Below are 14,400 nucleotides of genomic sequence, written 5' to 3' on the forward strand. Positions count from 1 at the left end.
CGCGTGCGGTAGACGTGGCCGCTCACGGTCTGCGGCCACAGGCAGAACGTGCAGCGCGACTTGCAGCCCCGGCCCGTGTAGATCGACACGTACGGGTAGTTCAGGTAGCCGATGAAGTAATTCTCGATCTTCAGGTCGCGCTTGTAGATCGGCGCGACGAACGGCAGCGAGTCCATGTCCTCGAGCACCGGACGGCCTGGGTTGTGCTCGATCGAGCCGTCCTTCGCGCGCCACGAAATGCCCTTGACCTCGGCCAGCGGCATGCCTTCGGCGATTTCCTTGCAGGTGAAGTCGAATTCCTCGCGGCAGACGAAATCGACCGCCTCGGTGGCCGTGAGCGAATTATGCGGATCGACCTGCACCTTCGCGCCCACCAGACCGATGACGATCGACGGCTTGCGCTTCTTGAGGTCTTCGCAGAACAGCGCGTCGGTCGGGAACGACGGCGTGCTCGTGTGGATGATGACGAGGTCGTATGCGGCTGCAATCTTCAGCGTCTCTTCGACGGAGAGGCCGTCGGCCGGCGCGTCGAGCACGCGGCTGTCGGGCACGAGGGCCGCGGGCTGCGCGAGCCAGGTGGGATACCAGAACGAGCGGATCTCGCGCTTTGCCTGGTAGCGCGAGCCCGCGCCACCGTCGAAGCCGTCATACGACGGGGCCTGCAGAAACAGCGTTTTCATGCGATGAGTGCTCCGGGTACCCGTACTGTGCCGGGTGATGATTGAGGTGACAATTCGGTTAAAAGCGCGGCAAAAAAGCGCGATAAAAAAGCGACGCGCTCAGCGAGCGTCCGATCCTTCGACGGCAGGCCGCCGCGCGCTCGCGGGCCTGGCCATGGCGGAAGGCGCATCGGCCTCGGGATTGGCGACGCTCACGCGCACGCCGCGCCAGATCACGTGCGAGCCGAACGCGGCGGAAAGCCACTGCAGGGCCAGCAGCACGTCGCGCAGCGGCACGAGCGGCAAATCGCGCCAGAACGCGCCCCAGCTTGCGCTCGCTCGCGCGTGCAGTATCAAACGCGCAATGATACCCGCCATCGTGGCCGTGGCGAGCCCGGCCAGCGCGGTTCGCGTCGCCGCGCACGCGCCGATGCCCGCGCCCGCCGCGAGCAGGCCGTAAAACAGCGCGCCCAGCACGAGCCACGGCGTGGGAAACGTAATGAACAGCGAAGCGAAGCCCGCCGGATTCACCGAGCGGATGGTGCGCAGCCAGCGCGTCTCGCGCAGCCAGAGCGAGCCGAAGGTCGGCTCGATCACGTCGGTGGCGACCACCACGGGCGCCAGCACCGTGGCGAGGCCGTGATCGCGCGCATAGCGGGCGAGCAGATAGTCGTCGGCGAGGCAGTCCTTGAGCGCGGCGAAACCGCCGATGCGCTCGAGCGTCGCACGGGAAAGCGCGAGCGTCGCGCCGAAACCGAATGCGCGCGAGCCCGTGGAATGCGCCACGCGCACCGAAGGCGCGAACCACTCGTTGATGAAGAGCGCGCCCACCCGGGGCCAGAAACCGCCGATGCTGCGGGCGCTGTAGAGGCAGGTCACGACGCCCACGTCCGGGTCGGCGAGCGGCGCGGTGACGATCTCCAGATAGTCGGGCTCGACGGCGATATCGCTGTCGGCCACGACGATCGCGTCGTAGCGCGCGCGAGCAGCCAGATTGATGAGGTTGCTCACCTTGAGATTGCTGCCGTGCACGCGCGGGTCGATCACGAGCTCGATGTCATGGCCGGGATACGCCGCCTGCAACCGGCGCACCACGGCAATGGCCGGATCCGCCGACGAGGACACGCCGAACAGCAACTGAAAGCGCGGATGCCGCTGCTCGCAGAAGGTCGCGAGATTTTCGTAGAGGCGCGGCTCGGCGCCGCACAAGGGCTTGAGCACGCTCACGGGCTGCGGTTGCGCACGGCGCGCGCGGCGCGCGGCTTCGCGCACGAGCGCGGCCGAACCGAGGCGCGGCATCGTCAGCGCGGCGACGAGGCCGTAGAAAGCGGCCACGCCACACAGCACGACCACGACCCAGACGAGCACGGGCCAGGGCGCCGGCACGGCGACAACCTGCGCCACCGTCATGACGCGCCGCCTTGCCGGGTCACGTGGGCCACGCCGCGCTCGCCGCGGGCTGCGCGCAAGGGGAGAAGCTCCTGCGGTGCCCCGACCGGAATTCGCGTTTCACCACGTACCATTTCCCTGCCCTGAAAATCCAGAAATAAGCCGCGCATCGTAGCCGCATTACATATTTGAGGCTAGAAACCCGACAATGGATGCCGATTTGCATGATGCAAGGCAATTGAACCAACAACGAATGGAGATAAGCCATCGTATGAAGCCGCTGGACATGGTCGATCCCCGATTCGACGCGGAAAATTGTATCAGCAAGCTCCGTCAGTTGCTTCCGACGGACGCGGGAAAATGCGTTGCTAAAACTGTAAAAACGTAACTATTTCAGCGATTCAACAGCTGCCTTCCAGAGCTTTTCCGCCCCGAAAAAATTCGGTAAGCATACAGAAAAGATTCTTTAATAATTTTGAATTAAAAGCGCGCCTTTCGCATATAAACAGGAGTAGTTCTCGTTAATATTCAAATCGACTGGGCGTAAAAGCTATCAGCCGTCTCTGAAACCACGCGGGCGGCATGGGTTCCCGGAGGCCGCCAGCACGAACGAAAGTGGTTTGGCACAATGGCCGCACCTTGCGACTGCCTTGCGGCCTCGCGTCGGGCAACCGGCGCACGGCACGCGTGTCGCGCTCTCCATACCAGGCCCCACGCTAGCCCATGACCCTCTTCTCCGTACTCGACCTCTCGCCCATCCCGGCGGGCTCCCATGCCGGCGCCGCGCTGCGCAACACGCTCGATCTCGCCCGGCACGCGGAGCGCCTCGGCTATCACCGCTTCTGGCTGGCCGAGCATCACAACATGACGGGTATCGCCAGCGCGGCGACTTCGGTGGTGATCGGCTACGTGGCGGGCGGCACGCAAACCATCCGCGTGGGCTCGGGCGGGATCATGCTGCCGAACCACGCGCCGCTCGTGATTGCCGAGCAGTTCGGCACGCTCGAAGCGCTCTACCCCGGCCGCATCGACCTCGGCCTCGGGCGCGCGCCCGGCACCGACCAGACCACGGCGCGCGCGCTGCGCCGCGACCTGCAGGGCAGCGCCGATAGCTTCCCCGACGACGTGGCCGAGCTGCAGCGCTATTTCGCTGCGCCCGTGGAAGGCCAGCGCGTGCGCGCGGTGCCCGGCGCGGGCTTGAACGTACCGCTCTATATCCTCGGCTCGAGCCTTTATGGCGCGCAGCTCGCGGCGGCCATGGGTCTGCCGTTCGCGTTCGCCTCGCACTTCGCGCCCGACCATCTGCTTACTGCGCTGCGTTTGTATCGCTCGCAGTTCCGTCCGTCGGCGGTGCTCGCGAGGCCCCATGCGATGGTCGGCGTGAACGTGTTCGGCGCGCCCACCAACGAAGAAGCGCGCTTTCTCTTCACCTCGCTGCAGCAGCAGTTCGTGAATCTGCGGCGCGGCACGCCGGGCCAGTTGCCGCCGCCGGTCGAGCAGATCGCAGCGAACGAGTTCGAACTCGCCGGTGTGTCGCACTCGCTCGCCTGCTCCGTGGTGGGCGACCAGGAAACCGTGCGTGCAGGCCTCGCCTCGGTGATCGAGCAGACCGGCGCGGACGAGCTCATCGTCACCGCGCAGATCTACGACCACGCGGCGCGCCTGCGCTCGTTCGAGATGGCGGCGCAAGCGCGCGAGGAATTGAAGGAAGCCGCCGCGGGACGGTAACACGGCGAGAGGTTTGCCTCGCGCGCGGCGTCGCAACCGAGCCCGCTCTCGACCGCGCCCTCAGTGCGAGGTGTTCAACGTGTCGAGGCCCTTGAGCAGCGCGGCATGAAACGCCCGCGGATCCTGCATCTGCGGCGCGTGCCCGAGATCGGCGAACTCCACGAGCGTCGCGTGCGGAATGGCATGCTGCGCGGCTTTGGCCAGCACCGGATAGTGGCCGAGCTGCGCACGCACCTCGGGCGGCGCGAGATCCTTGCCGATGGCGGTCGTGTCCTTGTCGCCGATGAGCAGGAGCGTCGGCATCTGCAACTGACCGAACTCGTAGATCACCGGCTGCGTGTAGATCATGTCGTAGAGCAGCGCGGAGTCCCACGCCACCTGCGTCTTGCCCGGCCCGCGATACATGCCCGCCAGCATCTGCACCCACGGCTCATAGGCGGGCCGCCACTGGCCCGCGTAATAGGTGGCCTGCTCGTAGCGGCGAATGCCGTCGGCGTTCGTCTTGAGTTCGCGCGCGTACCAGTCGTCCACCGCAATCGACGGCACGCCCTTCGCCTTCCAGTCTTCCAGCCCGATCGGGTTCACGAGCACGAGCTGCTCCGTTTCGCGCGGATACATGAGCGCGTAGCGCACCGCCAGCATGCCGCCCGTCGAATGGCCGACGATCGTCGCGTCATGCACGCCGAGCGCCGCGAGCAGCGCATGCGTGTTGCGCGCGAGCTGCTGGAAGCTGAACTGGTACGCAGCGGGCTTGCTCGATTTGCAAAAGCCGATCTGGTCCGGCGCGATCACGCGGTAGCCCGCGGCGTGCAGCTCGCGGATGCTGGCGTCCCACGTCGCCGAGCAAAAGTTCTTGCCGTGCAGCAGGACCACGGTGCGTCCGTTCGGTTTTGCGGGCCGCACGTCCATGTACGCCATATGCAGCGTTTGGCCCTGCGAAACGAACGCAAAGTCATGCACGGGATGCGGATACTCGAAGCCCTGCAGCTCGGGACCATACGCGGGGCCGTCGGGCGTCTCGGTCGCGGCTTGCGCTGACGCCGCCGACGACGGCGCGGCCCCGCTCGCCTCGGGGTCGGCGGCGAGGGCGGCGTGACAGAGCGCGGCCGCACTCAGCGCGACGACGAAGGGAGCAAAGCGGGCAAGCGTGTGGTTCAGGATGGCTCTCATCGACGGGAGATCGGGCGAAAGGTCGGACAGAAAACAGGACGGCGAAATGGCGCCGGTACAGCCAGCGATTCTAGCGGGCCCCGCTCCGCTCGTGCCGGCTTTCTCGCCCGGCGAACCTGTGCGGCATGCCGTTTGCTGCTCACCAACGCCTCGCGCGAATGCGGCGCGCATGTTTGGCCCTGCGCACAGGCAATTCGCGCTACGCTGCATTCGGTGCTAGAACAGTCAATACAGGACGCACGAGACGTCCGCGACGCGAGCGACGCACGCGTGTGCTGCAGCGCGAAACGCGCCGCATCAGGGACGCGCCAGGCACGAAAGAGAAGGACCGCACCGGCCCGGGCACGACGAGGCGGGCCGCGGCGGCCGTACCGGGGGCACAACAAGGAGACGACCATGGAAACTCCGGCAAGCCTCAACGATCTGCAACGCACCACCCTCGCTATCGTGCTCGCTGGCGGCCGCGGCACGCGCCTCGGGCCGCTCACCAACAAGCGCGTGAAGCCGGCCGTGTACTTCGGCGGCAAGTACCGCATCATCGATTTCGCCCTCTCGAACTGCCTGAATTCGGGCATCCGCCGCATTGCGGTCGTCACGCAGTACAAGGCGCACTCGCTCTTGCGCCATCTGCAGCGTGGCTGGGGTTTCCTGCGCGGCGAATTCAACGAGTTCCTCGACCTGTGGCCTGCGCAGCAGCGCGTAGAAGGCGCGCACTGGTATCGGGGCACCGCCGACGCCGTGTACCAGAACATCGACATCATCCGTTCGATCAGCCCGAAGTACGTGGTGGTGCTGGCCGGCGACCACATCTACAAGATGGACTACACGCGCATGATCGCCGACCATGCCGCGAGCGGCGCCGACTGCACGGTGGGCTGCATCGAGGTGCCGCGCATGGAAGCGTGCGCGTTCGGCGTGATGGCCGTGGACGAGGCGCGGCGCGTGACCGGCTTCGTCGAAAAGCCCGACGATCCGCCCGCCATGCCCGGCCGCCCCGACATCGCGCTTGCGAGCATGGGCATCTACGTGTTCGACACCCACTACCTCGTCCATCTGCTCGAAGAGAACATCGCGCGCTCGGCCACCGACCACGACTTCGGCAAGGACATCATTCCGCGCGTGGTGAGCGACGGCCATGCGATCGCGCATCCGTTCAGCATGTCCTGCGTGTCGTCGGACCCGGCCGCCGAACCCTACTGGCGCGACGTGGGCACGGTCGACGCCTACTGGTCCGCCAACCTCGACCTCGCCTCGACCATCCCCGCGCTCGACCTCTACGACCGCAACTGGCCGATCTGGACCTACCAGGAACAGTTGCCGCCCGCCAAGTTCGTGCGCGACCTCAACGGTCTGCAGGGCTCGGGCACCAACCTGATCGTGTGCGGCGGCAGCGTGATCTCGGGCTCGCAGATCTCGCGCTCGGTGCTCTCGTCGAATGTCGTCGTGCAGTCGTTCTGCAACATTGCCGAGGCAGTCTTGTTGCCAGAGGTGACGGTAGGCACGAGTTGCCGGCTGCGCAAGGTCGTCGTGGACCGCGGCTGCACGATTCCCAACGGCACCGTGATCGGCGAAGACGCCACGCGCGACGCCGAGCGCTTTTATCGCACCGAGAGCGGCGTCGTGCTGGTCACGGGCGAGGCGCTGGCGAAGCTGCCTGGCTAGCTGTGCGCCCAGCGAAGTGGATCCGCCGGATCCGCTTCGCTCCAGGACGCGCCAACCCGCAAGCAACCCGAGCACCGAGAGGACTGACTCCCGATGACCATTCGCGTCCTGCATGTAGCCAGCGAGCTGTATCCGCTCCTGAAGACCGGCGGCCTCGCCGACGTCACCGCGGCCCTGCCCGCCGCGCTGATCGAACAGGGCGCCGACGCCCGCTTGCTGCTGCCAGGCTTCGCGCCCGTCGCGGCGGGCCTCGAGGACCTGCGCCCCGTCGCACGCCTCGCGCGCACCTTCGGCGCGCCCGAGGCGACGCTGGAACTCGGGCGTCTGCCCGGCAGCGAGCTTGCCGTCTACATGATCCGCGCCGACGCGTTCTACGCGCGCCCCGGCAACCCCTACCTCGACGCCGAACACGTGCCCTATGGCGACAACGCGCAACGTTTCGCGCTGCTCGGCTGGTCGGCCGCGCAGCTCGCGCTGCACCTCGATCCCGACTGGGCGCCCGCCATCGTGCAGGCGCACGACTGGCACGCGGGGCTCGCGCCGGCCTATCTGCGCGCGGCGGCGCGCGAGCGCGGCACGAGCATGGCGCCCGGCGGCGCGCGCTCGATCTTCACGATTCACAACCTCGCTTACCAGGGCATCTTCCCCGCGCAGCAGTTCGACTCGCTCGGCCTGCCGCGCGACTTCTTCGACATGCATGGCGTGGAGTTCTACGGCCAGCTTTCGTTTCTGAAAGCCGGCCTCTATTTCGCCGACAAGATCACGACGGTGAGCCCGACCTACGCGCGCGAGATTCAGACGGTCGCCCAGGGCGGGGGCCTCGAGGCGCTGCTGCGCGGACGCACGCACGACCTCGTCGGCATTCTCAATGGCGTGGACTACGCCGTCTGGAATCCGTCGAGCGACGCGGCCATCGCGACGCGCTATTCGGCCACGCGCCAGAGCGGCAAGATGCGCTGCAAGGCGGCGCTGCAGGCGCGCCTGAAGCTCGCGCAGAAGCACGACGCGCCGGTGTTCGGCGTGGTGAGCCGGCTCACCGAGCAAAAGGGCCTCGACCTGCTGCTTGCGGCGCTGCCCGAGATCGTCGCGCGCGGCGGGCAGCTCGTCGTGCTCGGCACCGGCGACGCCAGCCTCGAACAGGGCTACACGCGCGCCGCGCACCAGCATCCCGAAGCGGTGGCCGTGGAGCTGGGCTTCGACGAGACGCTCGCGCACGAGATCGTCGCGGGCGCCGACGTGATGATGGTCCCCTCGCGCTTCGAGCCGTGCGGCCTCACGCAGCTCTATGCGCTCGCTTATGGCGCACTGCCGCTCGTGCACCGGGTGGGCGGACTCGCCGATACGGTGGTCGACGCCTCGCTGGAAAATCTCGCCGATGGTCTCGCCACCGGCTTCGTGTTCGAGCGCTTCGAGCCCGACGCGCTCACGGCCGCAATCCGCCGCGCCTTCGCGCTCTATGGACGCAGCCGCGACTGGCGCGAGACGCGCTCGCGTGCAATGCAGCAGGACTTCGGCTGGGCGGCGTCGGCGCAACGCTACATGACGCTTTATCGCGAGCTGGCCGGCCAAAACGCAGCGGCCTAGGGGCTCGCCCCACACAATCCACGCAAATCACGGTCGCTTGCGCGGGCGCGCACGCAACACCGCGCCCACGCATCCATCGACTGGGCGCAGCGAATTCGGTTATCGTTGCTGCACCTGCGCAAAGGCGCGCTGCTCGAAGCGCCGCAAGCCATAACGAAATCTGGACCGGCCATGAAAAACGTTTTGAGCATCCAGTCGCACGTCGTGTTCGGTCACGCGGGCAACAGCGCCGCGGTATTTCCCATGCGCCGCCTCGGCGTGAACGTCTGGCCGCTCAACACGGTGCAGTTCTCGAATCACACGCAATACGGCCACTGGACCGGCGCCGCCATCGGCTCGGACGAAGTCATGGATCTCGTCGAAGGCATTGGCGCGATCGGCGTGCTGCCGCGCTGCGATGCGGTGCTATCGGGCTACCTCGGCACACCCGAGCAGGCCCAGGGCGTGATCGACGTGGTGCGCGCCGTGAAGGCCGCCAACCCGCAGGCGCGCTACTTTTGCGACCCGGTGATGGGCACGCTCAACGCCGAGAACGGCTGCCGCGTCGAGCCCGGCGTTCAGGAGTTCCTCGTGCGCAACATGCCCGAGGTCGCCGACGCGATGATGCCCAATCACACCGAGCTGCAACGGCTCGTAGGCCGCGAGATCGAGACTGCTGAAGAAGGCGTGCTTGCGTGCCGCGAACTGTTGCGCCGCGGCCCGAAGCTGATCCTCGTGAAGCATCTGCTCGACCGCAACAGCCCCGCCGACCGCTTCAACATGCTCGTCGTGACCGAGCATGAAGCTTGGCTCGGCCAGCGCCCGCTCTACCCGTTCGCGCGCCAGCCAGTGGGCGTGGGCGACGTGACGAGCGCGGTGTTCGTCGCGCGCCTGATGCTCGGCGACTCGCTGCGCCGCGCGTTCGAACACACGCTCGCGGCCGTGAACGCCGTGGTGAAGGCGACTTACGACGCAGGCCGTTACGAGCTGGAAATCGTCGCGGCGCAAGACCAGATCGCGCGTCCGCGCGAATGGTTCGACGCCTGGGCGGTGGAAGCGGCTTAGGACCTGTTCGCATGGGCAACAGGTCCTAAACTGAACAGGTGCGCGCGCGGCCTATAATGCCGTCCGCATGACTCGCGGCGGCGAAACACGGCCGCGGCGCCCACCGTCTTTAGAGAATGACCGATGTCCGATTCAATCCGTAGCGAACAGGAAGAGTATTTCGAACAGCTTTGCCTCGCCGTCGATGCCGGCGAGACCCACGAACAGGAAGCGATCGAATACTTCGAGGAACAGAGCCACGCAAGCGATTTCGACGCCACCGTGTGGCTCGACATCGCGCTTTACCATGCGCCCGATGTCGCGCGCGGCATCATCGACTTCGTCGACGAGAGCGACCGCGTACGCAGCGACATCGCCCAGACCATTGCCGACACGCTCGACATCTCGTACGGCGACGACGAATGCGAACGCTTCGAAGCGACGATTCGCTTCGCGCTCGCCAACGGCGTTCCCGTCGATCTCGACGTGGTGCTCGACGGCTGCAACCGCGCGCTCGACGACCTCGAAGGATGGGCGAGTGCCGATACCATGGCGCCGCTCGTGCAACTGCGCGACGCGCTCTTCGAACTGCAAAGGGGCGAGTAGCCCACCCGCGCGACACCGCTTGAGTGACTGGCCGAGCGACTGACTGAGCGACTGCCCCGGCGGCCTGCTATATTGCTCGCCATCCGCCGCCTCACGAAGGCGCGCGCCCAGCCGGCCGAGCCAGCTGAGACACCCCACCCACGCGCGCAGCCGTCGCACAGCACGTCCCGGCAAGTCGCAGTCGCATACAGCAAGAAGCAAGACCCGAAGACGAGACGCCCCGCCTCCGCGCCACGCCGGCGCGCGGCGCGGCGCACCCGGACAAAACGCACACAAGAACACCGCGCCGCTTTCGCGCAAGGAGTCACGATGAGTCTCGCCGCCACGCTCAGAAGCGCCTGCGCATTCGCCACGCCGTGCCGTGCGCGCCGTCAGCGTCGCCCGTTCGGCAAGCTTGCGGCTGGGCTCCTGATCGGCGCGCTGGCCACCGTCTGGACGCTCTGCGCCAGCCGCAGCGCTCTCGCCGCCGGCCCGCTCGACGTGCGCATCGGTTTCGTCTCGCCGCTCTCGGGCGACTACGCCAATTACGGCCGCGATCTGCAAAACGGCGTGCAGCTCGCCCTCGACGAAGCGAACGCGCAGAACCTCAAGATCGGCGAGCAGACGGCGCACTTCGAACTGGTGCCCGTTGACGACCGCAGCGACCCGCGCCTCGGCGTGCAGGCCGCCGCGACGCTGGCGAACCAGGGGGTGAACGCCGTAGTCGGCCACTTCAATTCTGGCTCGGCCATTCCGGCCTCGCGCATCTACGAGAGCGCCGGCATTCCGATGATCAGCCCCGCGGCCACCAATCCCGTCATCACGTCGCAAGGCTTCGCCAACACCTTCATGGTGATCGCAAACGACGCGCAGAACGCAGGCATCGCCGGCGCGTGGGCCGTGAACGTGATGAAGGCCAAACGCGTGGCCATCATCGACGACCGCACCGCGTTCGGTCAGGGCGAAGCCGATGTATTCGAGCGCGCAGTGCGCGAGCATGGCGGCAACGTGGTCGCGCGCGAGTTCGCGGAAAGCATCGCGAGCGACTTCGGCCCGCAGCTCGCGAAAATCAAGGCCGCCGATGCCGATCTGCTCTACTTCGGCGGCCTCGCGCACCAGGGCGCGGCGCTCGCCAAGCAGATGAAGGCGCGCAGCATGAACGCGCAGTTCGTGGGCGGCGGCGGCGTGGCAAACGCCGACTTCACCCAGGGCGCGGGCGCAGCCGCCGAAGGCGCGATGGCCTGGGAGTACGGCCGCCCGCTCGCGCAGTTGCCGGACGGCCCGCGTTTCGAGCAGGCCTATAAAGCCCGCTTCGGCACCAACGTGCTCGCTTACGCGCCGTTCGGCTACGACGCGGCGTGGGCCGCGATCCACGCGATGGTCAATGCGAAATCGGCGCAACCCGACGTCTACCGCAGCGCGCTCAAGGCGCTCGCCTTCGACGGCGTGACGGGCCGCATCGCCTTCGAGCCGGACGGCTCGCTCAAGAACGGCGCCTCCACGCTCTGGCAGGTGAAGAAAGGCGTGTGGGTGCCGGTGACGACGCGCGGCGGCTGAGCGCCCTTCAAGGTTGCTGCGGCGCGCCCGCGGCCCGCACGACGATCTGCGCGTGCGTGTCGCGCTCGATGCGCACGAGCGCGTCGCGCATCTGCGCGAATTCGTCGGCCGTGCACATCTGGTGGCCAAAACGCGCCGCTAGCCGCCGCTCGATCTGCAGCGTGCGCGAGCGCGCGTCGAACACGTAGTGCGACGTGTAGTCGAGAAACGCGTCGCTCACCTGCGTGTCTTGCGGCACGTCGGTCACGCGCGCGAACGCGGGCAGCGCGATCTGCGCGCTCTCTGTAAATTCCCCGCCGATGCACGCCCACGGCTGCGTGCGGCGCGGCTGCGCGAGCCAGCTGTCGATCTGCGTGGCAATGCCGCCCGTGAAGCTGCTCGTGGTGGGGATTGCGGTCGTGCCGTCGCGCCAGACGACGTGATCAAGCGTGCCTTCCATCAGTACCGAAAACGGTCCGTCGGTCGGGCCCGTCGCGCTCGTGCTCACGTGCGCGGTGCCGGCGAGTCCGGTGAGTCGCAGGCGCTGCGCCGCGAGTTGCTGCGCCTGCGCGTGCGTCGCGCGGCGAAACGAGTTGCGCTCGGGCTCTGCGCCCGCGCCTTCGTCTTCCACGTAGTAGCTGTAGGCGGCGTCGCCGGTCGCGCTCACCTCGAGCGACAGGCGCGCTGTGCGCTCGCGCCGTTCGGTCGCGGGCGTGCGCGAGAGCACGCCGTCGTCGACGAGCAGCACGGGCCGGTCCATCACGCCCGGCGGCAGGTAGCCGAACGCGTAGCCGCCCGACGAGGTGTCCGCGTACACGCCAAGGTCGGGCAGCCACGCGATCGCATGGTTGATCGCATGCGCGCCGTAGCCCGGCACGTCGGGCAACGTATAGACGGGGCCGAGATTGAGCAGCACGGGCTCGGCGCGTATGCCGACTGCCGCGAGCAGCGCACTGAAGAGCGCCACGTGGTCCTTGCAGTCGCCGTAGCGGTTGCGCAGGATGTCAGTCGCGCGATGCGGCACGGCCGCGGTCTCGCCAAGAAAGAGCGCGACGTAGCGGATATTGAAGCGCATCCAGTCGTAAATGCGGCGCGCCTTTTCGCGCGGGTCGCTCACGCCCGCCGTGAGCGCCTGTGCAAGCGACGCGATGGCCGGATCGGTCGAGGTGGGATCGGCGGCGGATTCACGGTAGCGCGCGGCGAATGCGGCGAAGTCGGGCACCGTCGACACCATCAGCCGGTCGCCCCAGTTCACGTAGGCCACCGCCCCCGCTTCGAGCGGCGGATAGGGGCCGTGCCGGTAGTCGAACGCGTAGCGCGTACGGCCGTTCGCCGTCTCGGGGGCAAGCGCCGTGTAGCCGCGCGCGTCGGCGTGGAGCGGCACATTGGCGGGCAAATCGAAGATGAGGCGCTGAAACTCGACGGGTTCGCCGGTCGGCTCGACGAAGTACGAGAAGGTGCCGGCGTCGAGCGCCTTCGCGCGGCGTTTGGCGAAATGCAGATGCACGCGCGATCCGACCTGGACGCCCGGAAAGATCACCGTGCGCAGCACGCCGTCCTCGAACGTGGGCGCGCCCGCCGAGCGCGGCTCCTGCACGTCGCGAATGCCGCTCGCGCCGACCGCGTGCGCGGTGCCGTCCGGGTCGATGGTTTCGGCCGAGAGTTGCGTAATCGTTTCGATATCCTTATTGAACCAGACATAGCGCTGGGCGATCTCTTCCACGCCGGCGGTGGTGTTGGCGCGCAGCACGGTGTCGTCGTCCTCGACGACCGAGCCGTCCTGCTGCACGACGAACAGATGCACGTCGCGCTCGAGCGTGTATGGCGGGACGTCGGTTTGCGCGGCGCTATCAGCGGTCTCGACGCGCGCCGCGCTGTCGGGGCTTCGGTCGCTCGCCTGGGCGCGGGCGTGGCCGCTCGCGATTGTCAGGGTCAACGCAAGGGTCAACGCCAGGCTCAACGCAAGGCGCGGCGCGACGCTCCGGGCGGCGCGCCTGAACCCCTCGCCTCGCGTCATGAGCGGTTCAGGCGCGCGGCGCCGCTTGCGCGGCGTTCGGCCATGAGGTCTGCGCGAGATGACGCTCGCGCTGCGCGGCACGCCACGCGCGGGGACTCGCGCCGAACTCCGTGCGAAACGCCGCGTTGAAGTTCGACAGATCGTTAAAGCCGCTCGCAAGCGCAACGTCGACGATCTTCGCTTCGTCGTCGGCGGCAAGACGCAGCGCAGCGGCGCGCAATCGTGCGCGCAGCAGATATTGATGCGGCGTCACGCCGGCCACCGCCGAGAAGGTGCGCAGAAAATAGAACTCACTCACGCCCGCCGCGCTCGCGAGGCTGGCGAGCGTATGCGCATCGTCGGGCGTTTCGTCGATCAGGCGCAGCGTCGCGACCACGCGTGCCGCCGCGGCGGCGCCCGGCCCGGCAGGGGTCGCCGCGTCCTTGCCGCTCGCGACCACACGCAAGGTCGTGAGCGCGAGTTCCAGTGCCATTTCATCCCAGGCGGCGGCGCCCAAGCCGGGCGCGCGACGCCGCTCTTGCGCGAGCGCGTCGGCGCAAGCGTGCGCCACGAGCGGCGCGAGCGCGCGCACCGGCGGCACCCGCGCGGCCCGCCAGCGGCGCGCGCCGGGCGCGAGGCCCGCGGCTGCGGCCTGCTCGTCGAGCCAGGCGGGGTCGTAATGAAACGAGAGGCAGCGGTCGCCCGCCGCGTGACGGTGGCCACATTCGAAGCAGGCGCCGGTTTCCCCGAGCATGAGCGCGCCGGGCGTCATCAGCGCGCGCGCGTTGCCGCTGCGGTAGCCGAACACGCCTGCCGCCACGACGGCGAGGCACGCGCTCGTGTGGCGCTCCTCGTAGGGCCGGTCGCCGGGCCCGAGCGTGCAGACGACATCGTCGACCGACCAGCCGGCGCCCGCCGCGAGCGGGCGCGCCGTGGGCGCACGGCCGCTATCGGCGCGGCCTTCGCGCTCGCGCTGGGCGAGCGCGCGTTGCAATGAAACGGCGAGACCTTGCACGGCAACCTCGCGGGAAGTTGGCTACGTTCGTAGGCTACGTCTGCCGTTGTAGC

The 14,400-nt window shown here is 68.0% G+C and carries 10 protein-coding genes and 1 pseudogene; 6 read left to right on the forward strand and 5 right to left on the reverse strand.

Annotated elements, in window-relative coordinates; genetic code table 11:
- Together A3CW_RS0129965 and hpnI are read right to left on the reverse strand one after the other, a co-directional pair.
- A pseudogene (locus A3CW_RS0129965) lies at nt 1–680 on the reverse strand (hopanoid biosynthesis associated radical SAM protein HpnJ); the annotation flags it as partial.
- Nucleotides 681–779: 99 nt separating this feature from the next.
- Entirely contained in the window at nt 780–2,069 is a 1,290-nt protein-coding gene (gene hpnI, locus A3CW_RS47980) for a bacteriohopanetetrol glucosamine biosynthesis glycosyltransferase HpnI (RefSeq protein WP_051481799.1), read from the reverse strand.
- A 702-nt stretch (nt 2,070–2,771) separates the two neighbouring features.
- On the opposite strand from hpnI, the gene A3CW_RS0129975 reads away from it, so the two are divergent.
- Entirely contained in the window at nt 2,772–3,776 is a 1,005-nt protein-coding gene (locus A3CW_RS0129975) for an LLM class flavin-dependent oxidoreductase (RefSeq protein ID WP_028206858.1), read from the forward strand.
- A gap of 60 nt (nt 3,777–3,836) precedes the next feature.
- On the opposite strand, the gene A3CW_RS47985 is transcribed toward A3CW_RS0129975, so the two are convergent.
- Complete coding sequence (locus A3CW_RS47985; protein WP_051481800.1) at nt 3,837–4,946, reverse strand: alpha/beta fold hydrolase; 1,110 nt, start codon at nt 4,944–4,946, stop codon at nt 3,837–3,839.
- A 396-nt stretch (nt 4,947–5,342) separates the two neighbouring features.
- Here A3CW_RS47985 and glgC point away from each other — a divergent pair, with 396 nt between their 5' ends.
- The 5 genes from glgC (at nt 5,343) to A3CW_RS47990 (ending at nt 11,357) form a co-directional block, all read left to right on the forward strand.
- The gene (gene glgC, locus A3CW_RS0129985; protein WP_028206859.1) at nt 5,343–6,608 is read left to right on the forward strand and encodes a glucose-1-phosphate adenylyltransferase; all 1,266 of its coding nucleotides are present in this window, start codon (nt 5,343–5,345) and stop codon (nt 6,606–6,608) included.
- A 93-nt stretch (nt 6,609–6,701) separates the two neighbouring features.
- Nucleotides 6,702–8,192: a glycogen synthase GlgA gene (glgA, locus tag A3CW_RS0129990; protein WP_028206860.1), complete on the forward strand. Its 1,491-nt coding sequence runs from the start codon at nt 6,702–6,704 to the stop codon at nt 8,190–8,192.
- A 171-nt stretch (nt 8,193–8,363) separates the two neighbouring features.
- Nucleotides 8,364–9,236 (forward strand): pyridoxal kinase PdxY, encoded by an 873-nt coding sequence (gene pdxY / locus A3CW_RS0129995; RefSeq protein ID WP_028206861.1) that lies wholly within the window; start codon nt 8,364–8,366, stop codon nt 9,234–9,236.
- A gap of 123 nt (nt 9,237–9,359) precedes the next feature.
- The gene (locus A3CW_RS0130000; RefSeq protein WP_028206862.1) at nt 9,360–9,821 is read left to right on the forward strand and encodes a hypothetical protein; all 462 of its coding nucleotides are present in this window, start codon (nt 9,360–9,362) and stop codon (nt 9,819–9,821) included.
- A 309-nt stretch (nt 9,822–10,130) separates the two neighbouring features.
- On the forward strand, nt 10,131–11,357 hold the full coding sequence (locus tag A3CW_RS47990; protein ID WP_081771873.1) for a branched-chain amino acid ABC transporter substrate-binding protein: 1,227 nt from the start codon (nt 10,131–10,133) through the stop codon (nt 11,355–11,357).
- 7 nt (nt 11,358–11,364) lie between these two features.
- On the opposite strand, the gene A3CW_RS47995 is transcribed toward A3CW_RS47990, so the two are convergent.
- The gene (locus tag A3CW_RS47995) at nt 11,365–13,272 is read right to left on the reverse strand and encodes a DUF3857 domain-containing transglutaminase family protein (RefSeq protein ID WP_245623774.1); all 1,908 of its coding nucleotides are present in this window, start codon (nt 13,270–13,272) and stop codon (nt 11,365–11,367) included.
- Between the two features lie 88 nt (nt 13,273–13,360).
- On the reverse strand, nt 13,361–14,347 hold the full coding sequence (locus A3CW_RS48000; protein WP_051481801.1) for a helix-turn-helix domain-containing protein: 987 nt from the start codon (nt 14,345–14,347) through the stop codon (nt 13,361–13,363).
- Between the last annotated feature and the right edge of the window lie 53 nt (nt 14,348–14,400).

The organism is Paraburkholderia nodosa DSM 21604 (assembly GCF_000519185.1).
Lineage (GTDB): Bacteria > Pseudomonadota > Gammaproteobacteria > Burkholderiales > Burkholderiaceae > Paraburkholderia > Paraburkholderia nodosa.

Coding starts and splice junctions, on each gene's coding strand:
- hpnI (WP_051481799.1), bottom strand. CDS start 2,069: ATGACGGTGGCGCAGGTTGTCGCCGTGCCGGCGCCCTGGCCCGTGCTC.
- pdxY (WP_028206861.1), top strand. CDS start 8,364: ATGAAAAACGTTTTGAGCATCCAGTCGCACGTCGTGTTCGGTCACGCG.
- glgC (WP_028206859.1), top strand. CDS start 5,343: ATGGAAACTCCGGCAAGCCTCAACGATCTGCAACGCACCACCCTCGCT.
- A3CW_RS47990 (WP_081771873.1), top strand. CDS start 10,131: ATGAGTCTCGCCGCCACGCTCAGAAGCGCCTGCGCATTCGCCACGCCG.
- A3CW_RS47985 (WP_051481800.1), bottom strand. CDS start 4,946: ATGAGAGCCATCCTGAACCACACGCTTGCCCGCTTTGCTCCCTTCGTC.
- A3CW_RS0129975 (WP_028206858.1), top strand. CDS start 2,772: ATGACCCTCTTCTCCGTACTCGACCTCTCGCCCATCCCGGCGGGCTCC.
- glgA (WP_028206860.1), top strand. CDS start 6,702: ATGACCATTCGCGTCCTGCATGTAGCCAGCGAGCTGTATCCGCTCCTG.
- A3CW_RS0130000 (WP_028206862.1), top strand. CDS start 9,360: ATGTCCGATTCAATCCGTAGCGAACAGGAAGAGTATTTCGAACAGCTT.